Raw genomic sequence first — 19,158 nt, 5'->3', positions numbered from 1 at the left:
ACCGCATCACGATCCGTCGTCAGATCCCCCGCGAAATGACGATCCCCCGTCGCATCGGGCACGTACTTCACCGCTACAACGATCCTCAAGCTCACTTGATGTCCCCTCACACTCTCGGTTGGGTGCTTACGGCAGGTTGCGGGCCATGACGATGCGCTGGACCTGGTTGGTGCCCTCGTAGATCTGGGTGATCTTCGCGTCGCGCATCATGCGCTCCACGGGGTAGTCCCGCGTGTACCCGTAACCGCCGAGCAGCTGCACCGCGTCGGTGGTGATCTCCATTGCCGCGTCCGACGCGTAGCACTTGGCGGCCGCGCCGAAGAACGTCAGGTCCCCGTCGTTGCGCTCGGACTTCGCCGCGGCCGCGTACGTCAGCTGCCGGGCCGCCTCCAGCTTCATCGCCATGTCCGCCAGCATGAACTGGATGCCCTGGAAGTCCGCGATCGCCTTGCCGAACTGCTTGCGCTCCTTGACGTACCCCTTGGCGTAGTCGAGGGCGCCCTGCGCGATGCCGATCGCCTGCGCGGCGATCGTCACCCGCGTGTGGTCCAGGGTCCGCATGGCGGTGGCGAAGCCGGTGCCCTCCGCGCCGATCATGCGGTTCGCGGGGATGCGCACGTTGTCGAAGTACACCTCACGCGTCGGCGACCCCTTGATGCCGAGCTTCCTCTCCGGGGCCCCGAAGGACACACCCTCGTCGCCCTTCTCCACCACGAAGGCCGATATCCCCTTGGAGCGCTTGTCCGGGTCGGTCACCGCCATCACGGTGTAGAACTCCGACACCCCCGCGTTGGTGATCCAGCGCTTCACGCCGTTGAGCACCCAGAAGTCCCCGTCGCGCACCGCGCGGGTCTTCATCCCCGCCGCGTCCGAGCCGGCCTCCGGCTCGGACAGGCAGTAGGAGAACATCCCCTCGCCGCGTGCCAGCGCGCCCAGGTACGTCGTCTTCAGCTCCTCGGAGCCCGACAGCTGCACGGGCAGCGATCCCAGCTTGTTCACGGCCGGGATCAGCGAGGAGGAGGCGCACACCCGCGCCACCTCCTCGATCACGATCACCGTGGACAGCGCGTCCGCGCCGGCGCCGCCGAAGGCCTCGGGCACGTGCACCGCGTGCAGGTCGTTGGCCTCCAGCGCCTCCCGCGCCTCTTCGGGGAACCGCCCCGCCTCGTCCACCTCCGCCGCGAACGGGGCGATCTTCGCCTCCGCGAGCGAACGCACCGCGTCACGGAGCATGTCGTGCTCCTCCGACGTCCGGAACAGGTCGAATTCCTGGCTCACGATCGGTCACTCCAGTCCGTGTACGGCGCCCATGGCATCGAGTACCCTCAATTATGCACACTCAGTGCCATCCGTAAGCCCCCGATGCTAGATTTTCGGACCATGACCACGAAGCCCCCGATGCGGGACGCCCTCGTCGCCGCGGCCTTCCAGCTCTTCCTGGAACGCGGTTACGAGGCGACGACGATCGACGACATCGTCGCCCTGGCGGGCGTCGGACGCCGGTCGTTCTTCCGCTACTTCCCCTCCAAGGAAGACGTGGTCTTTCCCGACCATGAACGCGCGCTCGCCGAGATGACCGAGTTCCTGGACGGGAGCGCGGACACCGACGAGCCGGTGTCCAAGGCCTGCGGCGCCGCCCGCCTCGTGCTGAACATGTACGCCGAGAACCCCACCTTCTCCGTGCAGCGCTACCGCCTGACCAAGCAGGTGCCCGGGCTGCGGGCGTACGAGCTGTCCGTGGTCTGGCGCTACGAGCGGGCCCTCGCCGAGTACCTCGGGGCGCGCTTCGCCGACCGGCCCGACGGCAAGCTGCGGGCCGACGTCATCGCCGCCGCGGTAGTCGCCGCGCACAACAACGGCCTGCGTTCGTGGCTGCGTTCCGGCGGCGAGGGCGACGCCTTCGCCGCGGTGGACCACGCGCTGGACTACGTGCGCCGCGGCTGGAACCCCGAGGGCGCCGCGGCCGGGGGGCCGGCGGAGGCCGAGGACGACGTCGTGGTGGTGATCACCCGGCGGCGCACGCCGATGTGGCGGGTGGTGCGCGAGATCGAGTCCTCGCTGGACGGGGAACGATCCCCCTCATAAGGAACTGAGTACCCCGATCGGGGCACTCCGTTCCCCCCTGCACGTCAGCCCCTCCCGGCCCGGTGCCAGGGGGCCGGTCCGCCCCACTTTGCGTGTGCTTTAAATTTGTACGATCGAGTCGCCGGGCATAGCGTGATCCCATGGCCGAGACTCCGCAGCAGACCGGTTCCCCCGTCCGTCAGAACGTCACCTTCACCAGCGCAGGAGCCACCGCGCACGGCTACCTGGCGCTGCCGCCCGCCGGGCGCGGTCCGGGCGTGATCGTGATCCAGGAATGGTGGGGCCTGAACGACCACATCGCCGACGTCACCGAACGCCTGGCCAAGGAGGGCTTCGTCGCCCTCGCCCCCGACCTGTACGGCGGCAACGTCGCCCACGACTCCGGCGAGGCGCTGCGCATGATGCGCGCGCTGCCCGTCGCGCGCGGCGTGGAGCTGCTGTCCGGCGCCGTGGACTACCTCCTCGCGCGTCCCGAGGTGACCTCCGAGCACGTCGGCTCCGTCGGCTTCTGCATGGGCGGCGGATTCGTGCTCTACCAGGCCGCGAGCGACCCCCGGGTGAGCGCCGCGGTCCCCTTCTACGGTGTCGTCCAGGGCGAACTGCCCGACTTCACCGGCCTCAAGGCCGAGGTCCTCGGGCACTTCGGGGAGACGGACGAGAGCGTCCCCCCGGCCGCCCTGGTCGCGCTGCGCGACGCCATCCGCGAACAGGCCGGTGTCGAGGCCGACTTCCGTACCTACCCGGCCGGCCACGCGTTCTTCAACGACCAGCGTCCCGAGGCGTACCACGCCGAGTCGGCGGACCGCGCCTGGCGCAGCACGCTGGAGTTCCTCCACACCCAGCTGGGCTGACCGCGCTCCGCGGGGGCGGCACCCGGGACGGGGTGCCGCCCCCGCGGTCTCACGGCGCGAGCAGCCGCAGCCAGCCCGCCGACCGCACGACACCGTCCACGGGCAGGGCGCAGGCGCCCTGGAGCGTCCGCACCGCGGCGGCCGTCGCCGTACCGAACACCCCGTCCACAGCAAGCGCCGCCCCGTGGGTGTTGAGCAGCGACTGGGCCGAGGACACGGCGGCCCCGGCGTCGCCCTGTGCCAGCGGCGCCACGACGAGCGCCTGCCACGTCGCGGATCCGACGACGCCGTCCACCGGCAGGGCGCGGGCGCCCTGGAACGTCCGCACCGCGGCCGCCGTCGCCGTACCGAACACCCCGTCCACCGCGAGCGCCGCCCCGCGCGCGTTCAGCAGGTACTGCGCGGCCTTGACCCGGCTGCCGCTCTGCCCCTGCGCCAGGTACGGCCAGTCGGCGGCGGGCGTGCCGAGGCCCGCGGGGAGCGGGAAGGGCAGCGGGACGAGCAGTTGGGTGTTGCGCGCGTCGGCCGTGCCGCGCCGCTTGTCGATGCCGCGGGCGACCGCCTGGATGTCGTTGACGGCCAGTTCGCGGGCGAGGGAGGCGAGCGCGGCCGGGGAGCCGGTGTCGCCGCCGTAGGACACCGGGGCGTCCGCGTCGATCATCGTGGTGAAGATCGACAGGGTGCCGTTGCCCTCGGCCACCTCCAGGATCCGGCTCTGGATCGGCCAGTCGATGTGCGAGGCGGTGTTGACCTCCCAGAAGCCGCCGCTGAGCGAGGCCGGCCAGGCGGGCCGGTGGGGAATGACGGTGTTGGTATGGGTGTGGCCGTCCACCATCAGCACCACGTTGGGGAAGCGCAGCAGCAGGGCGCGCAGGTCGTCGCCGCCGTAGGGCGCGTCGTCGTCGGTGTTGTCCATCGAGTCGAGCGTGTGGTGGCAGAACACGACCACGAGCTTGTCGCGGACACCCGGCTGCTGCACGACGGTCCCGGGCCCCGTGCCGCCCGGGTCGGCCAGTTCGTACCGGGAGGAGACGGCCTTCAGGCGCCCTTCCAGCCATGCCCACTGCTCCTCGTCGAGGGCGCCGTCGGCCCCTCCCCCGGCGTTGGTGGTGTCCAGGACGAGGTACTGGAAGAGGTCGTCCGGCGCCGAGGGCACGGCGTAGTAGGCGCGGTCGGCGCCGGAGGTGAAGCCGTGGCCCGCGGGGGTACCGCTGGTGCGGAAGTGCTCGGCGACGAACTCGCTCCGGGACAGCAGCCGGCGGGCGGAGTCGGCGGTGACCTTCGCCGTGGCGAGGGTGAAGTCGCCGGTGAGGATGTCCGTCAGCAGTTCGACGTAGTAGCCGAGTCCGTTGTCGAGGACGTCGGGCACGCCCTCGACCTTGGTCAGCTTGGTGGAGCCGGTGGCGATGGCCTTCAGCGGGTCGAACGGCAGCGTGTCGGGCGGGACGTTGCCCTGGACGAGCCCGTCGTGGTTGCCGTAGGCGGCGTACCAGGGCATGCCGAGACCGGTGGCGGCGAAGGGCCGGCGGGCGGCGGTGAGGAGCCCGGTGACCAGGGGGAAGCCGGCCAGGTCGTTGTTGTCGGGGGGAGACTGCCGTACCTCGGGGTGCCAGTAGTGGACGTCGGCGCCGAACGCTCCGGCGGCGACGCTCTCGTCCTTGGCGAGGTTGCCGGAGTCCGGCCGCACGCTGTTGCCGTCGAGCAGGTCGATGTACCAGCGGGCCTCGTTGTACTGGCAGTTGTCCACGGCGTCGCCGGTGACGACGGTGAAGGCCAGCGGGGCACCCGTTCTCGGGCCGCGGCCGGTGCGTCTGATCGCCCGGCACATCGCGTCGGTGGTCTGCGTCGACAGGAACTCGTGGGCCCGGTAGGCGGATTCCGTCGGGTACGAGTTGTAGTGCGGCGGACCGTAGTCGGCCAGGCGGTCCAGGCACTCCACGCGCAGCGGCGACTGGTCGTCGACGATGTGCAGGTCGGACATCTGGGCGAAGGCGGCGAGCGACCGGGTCACCGCGGGCGCGGCGACATCGGCCAGGTCCCGCCGGATCAGGTGGGGTTCGCCGGGCCCGGCGACGATCCCCCGGTAACCGCGGCCGAGGTCCGGGCCGCGCTGCAGCGTCCGGTCCACGGTGGACAGGACGGAGGCGGCGCTGTCGCCGACCGCCGTCGCGGCGAGGGCCACGCCGAGCGGGCCGCGCAGATCGACGGCGGCGGCCACCACGCTCGCGGCGGTCACCGTCAGCATCCTTCGACGAGAAAGGGACATTCCGAATCCTGTTCGGTCGTCAGCCGCCGTGCCGGGCAGCACGGCATGGCGAGGGGACGGGAGGGGGGCGCGCCGGTCCTTCGGTGGGCCGCCCCGCGGACACGCGGAGGGGCACGGACCGGAGTGGGGGGAGAACGAACCGTGGAGGGGAACGGGCATGCGGGGGCGGGCACGGACCGGGCCCGACCAGGGTGGCCCACGGGGGCCGTGGACCGCAAGGAGTGGTACAGCCACTCAGTCACTGATCCGTGGCGGACCCCGTCCCAAAGAGGTGCGCTCCAGGCAATTCCTCTTTGCAGATGGGGAGTTCAGCCCTCTGCGGCGAACCCGCCCCTGCCGTCCGGCAGCGCGTCCACGACCGCCCGGACCGCCTCCTCCGGGCTCGACGCGCGCAGGGGGATCCCGTCCCCGGCGTCCGCGGCGACGTCCCAGCCGGCGAGGACCACCGTGGGCCTGCCGGTGCGCATCGCGAGCGCCACCTCGCTCAGGGTGCCCCAGCTCCCGCCCACGGCGACGACCGCGTCGGCGGCGGCCACGACGAGCCCGTTGCGCAGTTCGCCGAGCCCGGTGGGCAGGCAGACCGTCAGGAAGGGGTTCCCCTCGGCACGGTCCCGGCCGGGCAGCAGCCCGACGGTGACGCCGCCGTGCGCCCGGGCGCCCTCGCACGCCGCCTCCATCACACCGCCGAGGCCGCCGCAGACCACCACCGCGCCCCGCAGCGCCAGCAGCTCGCCCACCCGCCGGGCGTGCGTGCGCTCACGGTCCCCGGCGGTACCAGGGCCCACCACGGCCACATAGACCGGCGTCATACCGTCCCCCGATCGCCTGGCAGCGTTTGACATGGCGGATACCCACAGATATTTGCTGTAGATGTGACTTCCCGCCACTTCGCTTCCCGCGCCTCCCTCGCCTTCCTCGCGACGACACTGGCCGTCGCCGCCTGCGACGCCCACCGCTCCCCCGACAGCTCCGGAACGGCCCGCGCGATGTCCGCCAGGACCGCCGCCGCGAGCACCCCGTCGTGCGCCCAGCGCGTCGAGGCGGCCATGAACGACACCGAGCGGGTGGGCCAGCTCTTCATGGGCGCGGCCGTACTCCCCACGACGCCCAAAGCGGACCTCAACGCGATGAAGACCTACGCCGTCGGCTCGGTGATGCTCGCGGGCCGCAGCACCGCGGGGGTGACGAAGATCCGGGCCTTCGCCGACCAGTTGCAGGGCATGCGGCAGACCGTCGCCGGACAGCGGGTCGGACTGCTGGTCGCCACGGACCAGGAAGGCGGCCAGGTACAGGTCCTCAAGGGCCCCGGCTTCTCCACCATCCCCAGCGGGGTCACCCAGGGCAAGTACACGACCACCTACCTGCGGCAGCAGGCCGCGACCTGGTCGGCCCAGCTGCGCAGCGCCGGGGTGAACGTCAACCTCGCGCCGGTCGCCGACATCGTGCCCGCATCGCTGGGCACCGCCAACGCCCCGATCGGCAAGTACGGCCGGCAGTTCGGATCGACCTCCGCCGTGGTCTCCCCGCACGTCACGGCCTACGTCCAGGGCGCCACCCGCTCCAAGGTGCTCACCACGCCCAAGCACTTCCCGGGCCTGGGCAGTGTGCGCGGCAACACCGACGTCACCGCCGGGGTGACCGACACGACCCTGACCCGCACCGGCGCGAACGTCGCCCCCTTCAAGGCCGGTATCGGGGCCGGAGCCGCACTGGTGATGATCTCCACGGCGATCTACAAGCGGATCGACGCCGCGCACCAGGCGGCGTACTCCTCCGTGGTCATCAGCGGGATGCTCCGCAAGGACCTCGGCTTCAAGGGGGTCGTGATCTCCGACGACCTCGGCAAGGCGGCCTCCGCGCAGTCCCTCGCCGTCGGCAAGCGCGGGCTCGCCTTCCTGCGGGCCGGCGGGGACCTCGTGCTGACGGTGCAGCCGACGGGCATTCCCGCCATGGCCGAGGGCATCCGCTACGCCATGCGGCACGAACCGGCGGTGCGCACCCGGGTGCACGACAGCGTCCTGCGCGTGCTGGCCGCCAAGGAGGCGGCGGGCGTGCTCACCTGCACCGCCTGAGGACCGCGGCCCGGTGCGCCGTCGCCACCACGAAATACCGCCGTTCGCGGCGTGGCGGCGACGGCGCACCGGCGCCGGGCGGTGGCAGGGTCGGTCCATGGAACGTCCCGCCTCCCCCGTCCGCCGCGCACCGCGCCGGCTCGCCCGCCTCGCCCTGGCCGCCGGGGCCGCGGCACTGGTCCTGCCGGTCGTCGTCGCCGGACTGAAGAGCCTCCTGCTGGTCGCCGTGGCCTTGGCCGGCACCGGGGTCACGGCCGCCGGCGTCTGGTGGGTGCTGACCCGGCGCGGAGCGGTCAGGGTGCTGGCCGTGGCCCTGACCGTGGCGGCACCGGTGGGTGTGCTCCTCTACTACGCCCACGCGGACCTGCTCTGGGTGGTGCTCACCTCGCTCGCCCTGTGGATCCTGGCGCTGAGCTGCGGGCGTGCCGCGGTGCACAGGGCCGGTCAGGAGGAACGGCGCGTCCGCGAACGGCGGGCTCCCCCGCCGCGGCGCCCGTTCCTGATCATGAACCCGCGCTCCGGCGGCGGGAAGGTCGCACGCTTCGGCCTGAAGGAGAAGGCGGAGGCCCTGGGCGCCCGGGTGACCCTGCTCGACCCGGACCATCCGCAGGACGTGGCCGCGCTCGCCCGCGCGGCCGCGGACGAGGGTGCCGACCTGCTCGGCGTGGCGGGCGGCGACGGCACGCAGGCACTGGTCGCGGCCGTCGCCGCGGAGCGCGGGCTGCCCTTCCTGGTGATCAGTGCGGGCACCCGCAACCACTTCGCCATGGACCTGGGGCTCGACCGGGAGGATCCGGCCGCCTGCCTGGACGCGCTCACCGACGGCGTGGAACTCCGCGTCGACCTGGGCTCCGTGGACGGCCGGCCCTTCGTCAACAACGTCTCCTTCGGCGCCTACGCCGCCGTCGTGCAGAGCCCGGCCTACCGCGAGGACAAGGTCGGCACGATCCTGGAGATGCTGCCCGACCTGCTCACCCGGCGCACCGGCAGCCGGCTCACCGCGCGGGCGGGCGCGACCGTGCTCCACGAGCCGCAGGCCGTCCTGGTGAGCAACAACCCCTATCGCACCGGCGACCCCGCGGGGCTCGGCCGCAGGGACCGGCTGGACACGGGCATGCTCGGGGTGCTCGGGGTGACCGTCGACAACGCGGCCCAGGCGGCGGCCCTGCTGATGGGGCCGCAGGCCCCGGGACTCAGTGCCCTGACGGCACGCCAGGTCGTCGTCACCGCGGACGCCCCGGCGATCGAGGCCGGCGTCGACGGCGAGGCGCTGCTCCTCCCCGTGCCTCTGCACTGCGAAATCCGGCCGGGCGCCCTGCGCGTGCGCCTCCCCCGCAACCGCCCGGGCGTCCCCATCACCGGCGCCCGCCTCGACTGGTCCCACCTGTGCGCACTCGCCCTGACCACAGGCCACTGACCCGGGCCGCCGCAGCGGCCCGCCCAGTTCAGGTGCCTTCGCCACCGCACGACGGCCGGTCGCGCCCGCAGGCCAGAACGCTGCGCCACCGCAGGCCCCCGCCGCACGCAGCAGCCTGCCCCTGCAAGCCCAGGCCGGCCCCGGCACCGGCGGCCCGAACAAGCAGGCATCCGCCTCGTCGCACGGCGCCCCGGACGCCCGCGAAGGCGAAAGCCACAGCACAGGCGGCCCGCTCACGTCAGGGCCGCCCTCGGCACCCGCGAGGCGAGCAGGAGCGCAGCACCACAGTGGCCGGTCACCGCCGCCCATGACGGCGCGGGCAACCGCAAAGGTGAAAGCACGACACCCACAGCCAGGCCGCCCCCGGCACCCGGCAACGACGGCCCGAAGCAAGCAGGAACCCGACACCCCCAAGGTCAGGACCGTCCCCCGGTGCCCGCAGGGAAAGGCGCGGCACGCGGCAGGCCGCCCAGCGGAGCCAGGCCGTCCTCGGCACAGCCACGGCAGTCCAGCGACGACCGCGGAGCGGGCAGGAGCGCGGCGCCACCGCAGGCCCCGCCGTCAATAACGGCCCAGGCCTCCGCAAAGGTGAAGGCCCGGCACCCGGCAACGGCCGCCCGGAGCGAGCAGGAACGCGGCCCCGCTGCAACGGCCCGGACGCTCGCGAAGCCGAAGGCCGCAGCGCCGGCGGCCCACCCAGGCGTCCAACGGGCCGACCACGAGGCGAGGAGGCACGCCGCCCCGCCGCAACGGCCCGGTCAACCGCGAAGGCGACGGCCACGGCGCGGGCGGCACGCCGAGGTCAAGCGGCCGACGCCCGCAGGGCGAGCAGAGGACTCGGGCCCGCCGCAGCGCGGCCCGGGCACCCGGGAGGGCCACGGCGGGCACGTGTCAGCGTCTGACCAGGCTGGAGTCGCGGACAACGAGTTCGGGTTGGAGGACGACCTGGCGGTGCCGGTGGTCGCGGCCCTGCGGGTCGGTCTCCTCAAGGAGCATCCCGGCGGCCATGGCGCCCATGGTGACGGCGGGCTGCCGTACCGAGGTCAGCGGTACGGCGGCCGCCGCCGCGAACTCGATGTCGTCGTAGCCGACGATGGAGATCTCGCCGGGCACGCCGACCCCCGCCGCGTACAGCGCCTGGAGCACGCCGAGGGCGAGCAGGTCGTTGGCGCAGAACACGGCGGTGGGGCGCTCGGCGAGGCCGAGGAGGCGGTGGCCCGCGTCGCGGCCGGAGGCCACGTCCAGCCGTTCGGTGGGCAGTTCCCGCAGGACCTCCGCGGGCGCCCCGGCCTCGGTGATCGCGGCCAGGGCGCCCGTGCGGCGGTCGCGGACCTGCTGGAGGTGGGCGGGTCCGCTGACGTACGCGATGCGGCGGTGCCCGGCCGCCAGCAGGTGGGCGAGCGCCAGCCGGCCGCCCGCCACGTCGTCCACCGACACCGAGCATCCGTCGGCGACCGCCGACACCCGGTCCACCAGCACGAAGGGGATGCGGTGGCGCCGGAAGGCGGCCAGGTTCCCGGAGGTCCCGGCGTCGGCGGGCGTCACCAGGACACCCCGTACCCGCTGCTCGGCGAAGAGCGACAGGTACGCGGCCTCCTCCTGCGGGCTCTCGGCGCTGTTGCAGACCATCACGCCGAAGCCCGCCTGCCGGGCGGCCCGTTCGGCGCCGCGCGCCACGTCGACGAAGAACGGGTTCGCCATGTCGAGGACGAGCAGGGCCATGATGCGGCTGCGGCCCGCCCGCAGCTGACGGGCCGATTCACTGCGCACGTACCCGAGCCGGGCGATCGCGCGCTGGACCCGGGCACGGGTCCCCTCGGGAACCGAGTCCGGCCGGTTGATCACATTGGAGACCGTGCCCACGGAGACTCCCGCCTCCCGGGCGACGTCCTTGATCCCCACGGCCCGTGCCCTGTCCGTCACGCCGGCGCTCTCAGAACTTGAACTGGTCGACGTTGTCCTTGGTGAACACGGTCGGCTTGCCGAGCACCACGACGCCGTCCTTGCCGATGGTGTAGCTGCCCAGGTCGCCGGCCTTGAAGGTCTGCCCCTCGGCGCCGCTGATCTGGCCGGAGGCCAGCGCCACGGCGGCGTAGGAGGCGAGCGAGCCGAGCTTGGCCGGGTCCCACAGCTCGAAGGCCTCGACGGTGCCGTCCTTGACGTACGACCGCATGTCGTTGGGCGTGCCGAGGCCGGTCAGCCTGACCTTGCCCTTGTACTTCGAGCCGGACAGGTACTGGGCGGCGGCCTTGATGCCGACGGTGGTCGGGGAGATGATCCCCTTCAGGTTCGGGTACTGCTGCAGCAGGCCCTGGGTCTGCTGGAAGGACTGCTGGGCGTCGTCGTTGCCGTAGGCGACCTTGACCAGCTTGACGTCCTTGTACTTGGGGTCCTTCAGCTCGTCCTTCATGAAGTCGATCCAGGTGTTCTGGTTCGTGGCGGTCTGGGCCGCCGACAGGATCGCGATCTCGCCCTTGTAGCCGATCTGCTCGGCGAGCAGCTGCACCTCGGTGCGGCCGAGGTCCTCGGAGCTGGCCTGGGACACGAACAGGTCGCGGCACTCGGGCTTGGTGTCCGAGTCGTACGTGACGACCTTGATGCCGTTCTTGCGGGCCTGGTTGAGCGCGGTGCACAGGGCGCCCGGGTCCTGGGCGGACACGGCGATGGCGTTGACCTGCTGCTGGGTCAGGGTGTTGACGTACGAGACCTGGCCGGCGGTGTCGGTGCCGCTGCTGGTGCCGACCTCCTTGTAGGTGGAGCCGAGCGCGTCGAGGGCCTGCTTGCCGCCGTTGTCGGAGATGGTGAAGTACGGGTTGTTGACCTGCTTGGGCAGGAAGGCGACCGTCAGGCCGGTCTTGGTGGCCGCGCCCGGGTCGGCGCTGGCGGCCTGGCTGGGGGCGGCGGCGCTGCTGCTGCTGTCGCTGTCCTTCGAGGAGTTCTTGGTGGTCCCCCCGCAGGCGGTCGCACCGAGGGCGACCGCCGTGGTGAGGGCCAGGACGACGGTGGCGCGACGGGTGAGGGTTCTGCTGGACATGGTGATCCTTTCGCTGCCGGACGCGGGTACCGGAACACGGGGGATGGTGATGACGTGCGGGGGGAGGACATGCCGAGGAACGCCGGGGCGGTGAAGTGGGGTGCCCCGGAATCGAAGTGACGTGACGTCAGGACGGGGCGAGCACGGCCGGTGCCCGGTCGGCGGCCCTCCTGCGGGCCCGGGACTGCGCGATCTGGCGGCCGATCCTCGGGGCGAGGACGGAGATCACCAGGAGCACGCCGGTGACGACGATCTGGGACTGGGCGGAGACGTTGAGCAGGCTCATCACGTTCTGGCCCGCACCGAGCAGGAACACACCGGCGATCGCGCCGCCGAGGGTGCCCTTGCCGCCGTCGAAGTCGATGCCGCCGAGCAGCACGCCCGCGATGACGGACAGCTCCAGGCCGGTGGCGTTGTCGTACCGGGCGCTGGCGTAGTGCAGGGCCCAGAAGACGCCGGTGAGCGAGGAGACCACCCCGGTCGTCACGAACATGGCCAGCTTGGCCCGCTTGACCCGTACGCCCGCGAACCGGGCGGCCTCCTCGGATGCGCCCACCGCGAACAGCGAGCGGCCGAAGGGGGTGGCGTGCAGGACGACGACGGCGATCAGCAGCAGCACGGCGAAGGGGATCGCCGCGTACGGGACGAAGGTCCCGTCGATCCGGCCGGAGCCGAAGTCGAGGTAGCTCTGCGGGAAGTCGGTCACGGAGTCGGCGCCGAGGACGATCTGCGCGATGCCGCGGTAGGCGGCCAGCGTGCCGATGGTGACGGCCAGTGAGGGCAGCCCGAGCCGGGTCACCAGCAGGCCGTTGACCAGGCCGCACACCGCGCCGAGCAGCAGGCACAGCGGGATGATCGTCTCGATGGCCATGCCGCCGTTCCACATCGCGCCCATGGCCGCGCCGGCCAGGCCCGCCGTCGAGCCGACGGACAGGTCGATCTCGCCGGAGACCACGAGCATCGTCATCGGCAAGGCGATGAGCGCGATCGGCAGGGTGTTGCCGATCAGGAACGACACGTTCAGCGCGTTGCCGAAGTTGCCGACGAAGGAGAAGGAGCAGATCAGCAGCACGATCAGCAGGGCACCCACCGCGGTGTCCCAGCGGACCGCGCCGCCGAAGCGGGAGCCATGGCCCGTGCCGGGCGCGGCGGCCGGAACCGGGGCCGGGGCGGCGGCCTTGGTGGTCTCAGGCATGGTGGGCACTCCTCATCTGTGCGGCCCGCTTGCGGAGGACGCCGGCCACCCGCAGCGCCAGGATCCGGTCGACGGCGATGGCGAGCAGCAGCAGGACGCCGTCGATGGCCAGCACCCACACCGAGCTGACGCCGATGGACGGCAGGACGCTGTTGATCGAGGTCAGCAGCAGGGCGCCGAGCGCGGCGCCGTAGACGGTGCCGGAGCCGCCGGTGAAGGCGACACCGCCGACCACGACGGCACTGACGACGGTGAGTTCGTAGCCGCTGCCCGTGCCCGAGTCGACGTTGCCGAAGCGGGCGAGGTACAGCGCGCCGGCCAGTCCGGCGAGCGCCCCGCAGACCACGTACGCGATCAGGATGCGCTTGCGGACCGGGACACCGGCGAGCCGGGCGGCCTCCGGGCTGGAGCCGAGCGCGTACATGTCGCGCCCGCCGCGGTAGCTGCGCAGGTAGTAGCCGACCACGACGAGGACGGCGACGGTCAGCAGCGCCAGGTACGGGACCACCCACACGCCGTCGTGCCCGAAGTCGGTGAAGCCGCCGGGCAGGTCGCCCGCGGTGATCTGGCGGGAGCCGACCCAGATGGAGTCGATGCCGCGGACGATGTAGAGGGTGCCCAGGGTGACCACCAGGGCGGGGACCTGGCCGAGGCTCACCAGGAGGCCGTTCAGGGCCCCGAAGAGCACACCGAGCGCGACCGCCAGCAGCACGGCGACCAGCGGGTTGCCGCCGCCGTGCAGGTAACTGCCCGCGGCGAAGGCGGAGATACCGAGGACGGAGCCGACCGACAGGTCGACATTGCGGGTGATCACGACCATGGCCTGGCCGACGGCGACGAGCACCAGGATGGTGGCGTTGAGCAGGAGGTCCTTGACGCCCTGCTGGGACAGGAACGCGGAGTTGTAGATCTGGGTCGCCGCCAGCATCACGACGAGCACGCCGAGCACGGCGAGCGCGCGGAGCCTGAGCACCCGGTCCAGGAAGCGCCGGGGCGCGGCCGGGGCGTCCTCGGCGACCGGCTGCACGGTGTCTGCGGTCACGGTCACGCCGCCCTCCTCGCGCGGCCGGTGGCCGCCGCCATCACGGTCTCCTCGGTCGCCTCGGACCGGGGGATCTCGGCCGTCAGCCGGCCCTCGTGCATCACCAGGACGCGGTCGGCCATGCCGAGGATCTCCGGCAGGTCGGAGGAGATCATCAGGACGGCGACGCCCTCGCCGGCGAGCCGGGACAGCAGCCGGTGCACCTCCGCCTTGGTGCCGACGTCGATGCCGCGGGTGGGCTCGTCCACGATGAGCACCTGCGGCGCGGTGGCGAGCCACTTGGCCAGCACGACCTTCTGCTGGTTGCCGCCCGACAGGGTGCCGACGACGTCGGCCAGGCGCGCGTACTTCACCTGGAGCCGTACCGCCCAGTCCACCGCGCGGCTGCGCTCGGCGCTGCGGCTCATCAGACCGGCCTTCGACGTGGCGCCGAAGCCGGTGAGGCCGATGTTGCGCTCGATGGACATGTCCATCACCAGGCCCTGGGCGCGGCGGTCCTCGGGGACCAGCGCGACGCCGGCGGCCATGGCCAGGCTCGGCGCGCCGGCGCGCAGCGTACGGCCGTTGACAACGACCTCGCCGGCGTCCCGGCCGTCCACGCCGAAGACGGCGCGGGCGACCTCGCTGCGTCCGGCGCCGACCAGTCCGGCCAGCCCGACGATCTCACCGCGGCGGACCTCGAAGGAGACGTCGGTGAAGACGCCCTCGCGGGTCAGCCGCCGCACGCTCAGGGCCACTTCGCCGATCTCGGTGGCCTGCTTGGGGTAGAGCTCGTCGAGGTCGCGGCCGACCATGCGGCGCACGAGGTCGTCCTCGGTCAGCCCGTCGACGGGCTCGCTGGCGATCCAGGCGCCGTCCCGCAGGGTCGTGACCCGCTGGCACAGCGCGAAGATCTCCTCCAGGCGGTGGGAGATGAAGAGCACGGCGGCGCCCTGCTCGCGCAGCGACGTGACGACTCCGAAGAGCCGGGCGACCTCGCTGCCGGTGAGCGCGGCGGTCGGCTCGTCCATGATCAGGACGCGGGCGTCGAAGGAGAGCGCCTTGGCGATCTCCACCAACTGCTGGTCGGCGATGGACAGTCCGCGCGCGGGCTGGTCGGGGTCGAGGTCGACGCCCAGGCGCTCGAAGAGCGCGGCGGCCGAGCGGCGCACCGCCCGGTGGTCGACGCGGCCGAAGGAGCGGCGCGGCTGACGGCCGACGTAGATGTTCTCCGCCACCGACAGGTCGGGGAAGAGGGTCGGTTCCTGGTAGATGACGGCGACCCCGGCGTCGCGGGCGTCCCCCGGGCCGTGGAACTCGACCGGCTCGCCGTCGAGCAGCACCGTGCCCGTGTCCGGCCGGTGCACTCCCGCGAGTGCTTTGATCAGTGTCGACTTTCCGGCGCCGTTCTCGCCCGCGAGGGCGTGGGCCTCGCCGGCGTACAGCCGGAGCGAGACGCCGCGCAGAGCACGGACGGCACCGAAGGACTTGCTCACCCCCTCGAGCGCGAGCACCGGAGTCGTCTCCGGTTCGGGGTGCGTCATTGCGCCCTCCAAGACATGAAATGTTTCAACGGAGTTGCCGGGAAGCTAGCTCTGCCCGTCGCGTGCGTCAAGAGTCGCCGCAGTCCCCAGCTGACCTGCGGCCTCTCCAAGCACCCCGGTAAAGGGGCGGGCCGCGCCGCGCCATCAGCGACAACCTCCGTGATGACACGATTCAATAACGGGCCCGCGGGCACCGCACACCCCTTGACGCCACGGTGAGGGCATGGATAGCTTCGCAGCGGAATGAATCGATTCACTGATGAGCGATTCCCTGGACCTCAAGAGGTGACCATGCCTGACTTCCCTGCCGTCAAGGCCGCACTCGCTGCCCAGCGGATCGAGACGCCCTCGTGGGGCTACGGCAATTCCGGCACCCGGTTCAAGGTCTTCGCCCAGGCCGGCGTCCCCCGCGACCCCTACGAGAAGCTCGACGACGCCGGAAAGGTCCAGGAGTTCACCGGTGTCGCCCCCGTCGTCGCCCTGCACATCCCCTGGGACAAGGTGGACGACTACGCCGCCCTCGGCCGCCACGCCGCCGACCGCGGACTGGAGATCGGCGCGATCAACTCCAACACCTTCCAGGACGACGACTACAAGCTCGGCAGCATCTGCCACCCGGACGCCGCGATCCGGCGCAAGGCCGTCGACCACCTGCTGGAGTGCGTCGACATCATGGACGCCACCGGCTCCCGCGACCTCAAGCTGTGGTTCGCCGACGGCACCAACTACCCCGGCCAGGACGACATCGTGGGCCGGCAGGAGCGCCTGGCCGAAGCCCTGGCCGAGGTGTACGGGCGGCTCGGCGACGACCAGCGGATGCTGCTGGAGTACAAGCTCTTCGAGCCCGCCTTCTACACCACCGACGTCCCCGACTGGGGCACCGCGTACGCCCACTGCCTCAGGCTCGGCCCCAAGGCGCAGGTCGTCGTCGACACCGGCCACCACGCGCCCGGCACCAACATCGAGTTCATCGTCGCCCTCCTGCTGAGCCAGGGGAAGCTCGGCGGCTTCGACTTCAACTCCCGCTTCTACGCCGACGACGACCTGATGGTGGGCGCCGCCGACCCCTTCCAGCTCTTCCGGATCCTGCACGAGGTCGCCCAGAACGGCGGCTTCGCACCGGAGACGGGCGTCGCCTTCATGCTCGACCAGTGCCACAACATCGAGGCCAAGATCCCCGCGGTCATCCGCTCGGTGATGAACGTCCAGGAGGCCACCGCCAAGGCGCTGCTGGTCGACCGCGACGCCCTGCTCACCGCCCAGCGGTCCGGCGACGTGCTGGCCGCCAACGCCGTGCTCATGGACGCCTACAACACCGATGTGCGCCCGCTGCTGCGCGAGGTGCGCGAGGAGCGCGGCCTGGCCCCCGACCCGGTCGCGGCCTACCACGCCTCGGGGTGGCAGCAGCGCATCGTCGCCGAGCGCGTCGGCGGCACCCAGGCCGGATGGGGCGCGTAGGGCCTGTCGTCCGGCGTACGTTCCCGACCCCCACCTCCCCGAAGGACACCCGCATGGCACCCGCCACCCACCCGGAAGTCGCCGCTCTCCTGGAGCGCGCCCACCGCCTGGGCGCCGACCCCCGCAACACCAACTACGCGGGCGGCAACGCCTCCGCCAAGGCCACCGAGACCGACCCCGTCACCGGCGGCCCCGTCGAGCTGATGTGGGTCAAGGGCTCCGGCGGCGACCTGGGCACGCTCACCGAGTCCGGCCTCGCCGTCCTGCGCCTGGACCGGCTGCGCGCCCTGACCGCCGTGTACCCCGGGCCGGAGCGCGAGGACGAGATGGTCGCCGCGTTCGACTACTGCCTGCACGGCAAGGGCGGTGCGGCGCCGTCCATCGACACCGCGATGCACGGCCTCGTCGACGCCGCCCACGTGGACCACCTGCACCCCGACTCCGGCATCGCGCTCGCCTGCGCCGCCGACGGCGAGAAGCTGACCCGGGAGTGCTTCGGGGAGAAGGTCGCCTGGGTCCCGTGGCGCCGTCCCGGCTTCCAGCTCGGCCTGGACATCGCCGCGATCAAGGAGGCCAGTCCGGAGGCGGTCGGCGTCGTCCTCGGCGGCCACGGCATCACGGCCTGGGGCGCCACGTCCGAGGAGTGCGAGGCCAACGCCCTGTGGATCATCCGCACCGCGGAGGAGTACCTGGCCGGCCACGGCAAGGAGGAGCCCTTCGGCGCCCCGCTGCCGGGCTGGGAACCGCTGCCGGAGGCCGAACGGCGCGCCCGCGCCGCCGCCCTCGCCCCGGTGCTGCGCGCCGTCGCCTCCCAGGACCGGCCCCAGGTCGGCCACTTCACCGACTCCGCGCCCGTACTGGACTTCCTCGCGCACGCCGAGCACCCCCGCCTGGCCGCGCTCGGCACCTCCTGCCCCGACCACTTCCTGCGCACCAAGGTGCGGCCCCTGGTGCTCGACCTGCCCCCGACGGCCCCGCTGGATCAGGCCGTGGCGCGCCTGGAGGAACTGCACGCCGCCTACCGGGCCGAGTACCAGGCCTACTACGACCGGCACGCGGGCCCCGACTCCCCGGCGATCCGCGGCGCCGACCCGGCGATCGTGCTCGTCCCGGGCGTCGGCATGTTCAGCTACGGCAAGGACAAACAGACCGCGCGCGTCGCGGGCGAGTTCTACGTCAACGCGATCAATGTGATGCGCGGCGCCGAGGCGGTCTCCACGTACGCGCCGATCCCCGAGTCGGAGAAGTTCCGCATCGAGTACTGGGCGCTGGAGGAGGCCAAGCTGCGGCGTATGCCGAGGCCCAAGCCGCTGGCCGGCCGCATCGCCCTGGTCACCGGCGCCGGTTCGGGCATCGGCAAGGCCATCGCCCACCGCCTCGCCGCCGAGGGCGCCTGCGTCGTCGTCGCGGACCTGAACGCGGACGGCGCCCGGGACGTCGCCGCGGAACTCGGCGGCCCCGACAAGGCGGTGGCCGTCACCGTCGACGTCACGCAGGAGGAGCAGATCACCGCGGCGTTCGACCATGCGCTGCTCGCCTTCGGCGGCGTCGACCTGGTCGTCAACAACGCGGGCATCTCCATCTCCAAGCCCCTGCTGGAGACCACCGCCCGCGACTGGGACCTCCAGCACGACATCATGGCCCGCGGCTCCTTCCTCGTCTCGCGCGAGGCGGCCCGCGTCATGGCGCGGCAGAAGCTCGGCGGCGACATCGTCTACATCGCCTCCAAGAACGCGGTGTTCGCCGGGCCCAACAACATCGCCTACTCCGCCACCAAGGCCGACCAGGCCCACCAGGTGCGGCTGCTGGCGGCCGAACTCGGCGAGCACGGCATCCGCGTCAACGGCGTCAACCCCGACGGCGTGGTCCGCGGCTCCGGCATCTTCTCCTCGGGCTGGGGCGCCCAGCGCGCGGCGACGTACGGCGTCCCGGAGGAGAAGCTCGGCGAGTTCTACGCCCAGCGCACCATCCTGAAGCGCGAAGTGCTCCCGGAGCACGTCGCGAACGCGGTCTTCGCCCTCACCGGCGGCGACCTCACCCACACCACGGGTCTGCACGTCCCGGTCGACGCCGGAGTGGCGGCGGCCTTCCTGCGCTGACCCGGGGGCGGCGGCGAGCCGGGTACCGCGGACGCACCCGCGGGACCCGGCTCCCGTGCCCCGCCGCCCTGTTGTCCTGCTGTCCCCCCACCCCACGACCACCCCGAGGACCCCCA

Annotated in this window: 14 protein-coding genes and 1 pseudogene; 6 read left to right on the top strand and 9 right to left on the bottom strand. The window is 72.4% G+C overall.

The genetic code is table 11. The annotated features are described in order from the left end of the window. A pseudogene (locus tag ACIP64_RS38710) lies at positions 1-95 on the bottom strand (electron transfer flavoprotein subunit beta); the annotation flags it as partial. 31 nt (positions 96-126) lie between these two features. Next, positions 127-1,278: an acyl-CoA dehydrogenase family protein gene (locus ACIP64_RS38705; protein ID WP_360916765.1), complete on the bottom strand. Its 1,152-nt coding sequence runs from the start codon at positions 1,276-1,278 to the stop codon at positions 127-129. Between the two features lie 120 nt (positions 1,279-1,398). Here ACIP64_RS38705 and ACIP64_RS38700 point away from each other — a divergent pair, with 120 nt between their 5' ends. Together ACIP64_RS38700 and ACIP64_RS38695 are read left to right on the top strand one after the other, a co-directional pair. Beyond that, positions 1,399-2,085 carry a TetR family transcriptional regulator gene (locus ACIP64_RS38700; RefSeq protein WP_401596799.1) on the top strand — a complete coding sequence of 229 codons (687 nt, stop codon included), beginning with the start codon at positions 1,399-1,401 and terminating at the stop codon, positions 2,083-2,085. A 140-nt stretch (positions 2,086-2,225) separates the two neighbouring features. Beyond that, positions 2,226-2,936 carry a dienelactone hydrolase family protein gene (locus tag ACIP64_RS38695; protein WP_401596794.1) on the top strand — a complete coding sequence of 237 codons (711 nt, stop codon included), beginning with the start codon at positions 2,226-2,228 and terminating at the stop codon, positions 2,934-2,936. A gap of 49 nt (positions 2,937-2,985) precedes the next feature. Here ACIP64_RS38695 and ACIP64_RS38690 read toward each other — a convergent pair whose 3' ends face one another. After that, positions 2,986-5,172 (bottom strand): TIGR03767 family metallophosphoesterase, encoded by a 2,187-nt coding sequence (locus ACIP64_RS38690; protein ID WP_401596791.1) that lies wholly within the window; start codon positions 5,170-5,172, stop codon positions 2,986-2,988. A gap of 338 nt (positions 5,173-5,510) precedes the next feature. Further along, positions 5,511-6,011: a TIGR00725 family protein gene (locus ACIP64_RS38685; protein WP_401596788.1), complete on the bottom strand. Its 501-nt coding sequence runs from the start codon at positions 6,009-6,011 to the stop codon at positions 5,511-5,513. Between the two features lie 63 nt (positions 6,012-6,074). Between ACIP64_RS38685 and ACIP64_RS38680 the strand changes: the two genes are divergently transcribed. Together ACIP64_RS38680 and ACIP64_RS38675 are read left to right on the top strand one after the other, a co-directional pair. Further along, complete coding sequence (locus tag ACIP64_RS38680; RefSeq protein WP_401596786.1) at positions 6,075-7,274, top strand: glycoside hydrolase family 3 N-terminal domain-containing protein; 1,200 nt, start codon at positions 6,075-6,077, stop codon at positions 7,272-7,274. A gap of 97 nt (positions 7,275-7,371) precedes the next feature. Further along, entirely contained in the window at positions 7,372-8,691 is a 1,320-nt protein-coding gene (locus ACIP64_RS38675; RefSeq protein ID WP_401596783.1) for a diacylglycerol/lipid kinase family protein, read from the top strand. A gap of 891 nt (positions 8,692-9,582) precedes the next feature. Here the strand turns inward: ACIP64_RS38675 and ACIP64_RS38670 are convergent. The 5 genes from ACIP64_RS38670 to ACIP64_RS38650 form a co-directional block, all read right to left on the bottom strand. Further along, on the bottom strand, positions 9,583-10,614 hold the full coding sequence (locus tag ACIP64_RS38670) for a LacI family DNA-binding transcriptional regulator (RefSeq protein WP_401596781.1): 1,032 nt from the start codon (positions 10,612-10,614) through the stop codon (positions 9,583-9,585). A gap of 10 nt (positions 10,615-10,624) precedes the next feature. Beyond that, entirely contained in the window at positions 10,625-11,725 is a 1,101-nt protein-coding gene (rhaS, locus tag ACIP64_RS38665; protein ID WP_401596778.1) for a rhamnose ABC transporter substrate-binding protein, read from the bottom strand. Between the two features lie 127 nt (positions 11,726-11,852). Beyond that, the gene (locus ACIP64_RS38660) at positions 11,853-12,920 is read right to left on the bottom strand and encodes an ABC transporter permease (protein ID WP_401596775.1); all 1,068 of its coding nucleotides are present in this window, start codon (positions 12,918-12,920) and stop codon (positions 11,853-11,855) included. Then, positions 12,913-13,968: an ABC transporter permease gene (locus ACIP64_RS38655; protein WP_401596772.1), complete on the bottom strand. Its 1,056-nt coding sequence runs from the start codon at positions 13,966-13,968 to the stop codon at positions 12,913-12,915. The genes ACIP64_RS38660 and ACIP64_RS38655 overlap by 8 nt, the downstream gene beginning before the upstream one ends. Further along, positions 13,965-15,485: a sugar ABC transporter ATP-binding protein gene (locus ACIP64_RS38650; RefSeq protein WP_360916734.1), complete on the bottom strand. Its 1,521-nt coding sequence runs from the start codon at positions 15,483-15,485 to the stop codon at positions 13,965-13,967. The genes ACIP64_RS38655 and ACIP64_RS38650 overlap by 4 nt, the downstream gene beginning before the upstream one ends. 291 nt (positions 15,486-15,776) lie before the next feature. On the opposite strand from ACIP64_RS38650, the gene rhaI reads away from it, so the two are divergent. Next, entirely contained in the window at positions 15,777-16,943 is a 1,167-nt protein-coding gene (gene rhaI / locus ACIP64_RS38645) for an L-rhamnose isomerase (RefSeq protein WP_401596770.1), read from the top strand. 53 nt (positions 16,944-16,996) lie between these two features. Continuing rightward, positions 16,997-19,042, top strand: coding sequence for a bifunctional aldolase/short-chain dehydrogenase (locus ACIP64_RS38640; RefSeq protein ID WP_401596767.1), 2,046 nt, complete (start codon positions 16,997-16,999; stop codon positions 19,040-19,042). The last annotated feature ends 116 nt before the right edge of the window (positions 19,043-19,158 follow it).

Source organism: Streptomyces sp. NPDC088733 (assembly GCF_044751185.1).
GTDB lineage: Bacteria > Actinomycetota > Actinomycetes > Streptomycetales > Streptomycetaceae > Actinacidiphila.
The sequence above is the reverse complement of the archived record's forward strand: the minus strand, read 5'-3'. Positions and strand labels throughout refer to the sequence as shown.